Here is a 202-nt window from a genome sequence, read left to right on the forward strand (position 1 = left end):
CGGAGAAAACTTCACGATATTTCTTGATTTTGTTTGGTTCTTCAATTGTGACTACCACATTCAGCTCACTCAGCTCCGGGTCTTCTTTGAAGAAGTAACCGGGATGAAAGCTATAAGCCGATGTGGATTCCATGCCGATGACGATTCGATCGAAGTGATAGTCCTGATAAGCTTGAAGAATCCATTCTTTCAGTTCAGTGGC

1 pseudogene is annotated in these 202 nt (G+C 43.1%); it reads right to left on the reverse strand.

Features of this window, described 5'->3' with window-relative positions:
- Positions 1-202 (reverse strand): annotated as a pseudogene (locus tag HMPREF2811_RS11375) (IS110 family transposase); the annotation flags it as partial.

The sequence above is a fragment of the Globicatella sp. HMSC072A10 genome, assembly GCF_001811625.1.
In the GTDB taxonomy this organism is placed as follows: Bacteria; Bacillota; Bacilli; order Lactobacillales; family Aerococcaceae; genus Globicatella; species Globicatella sanguinis.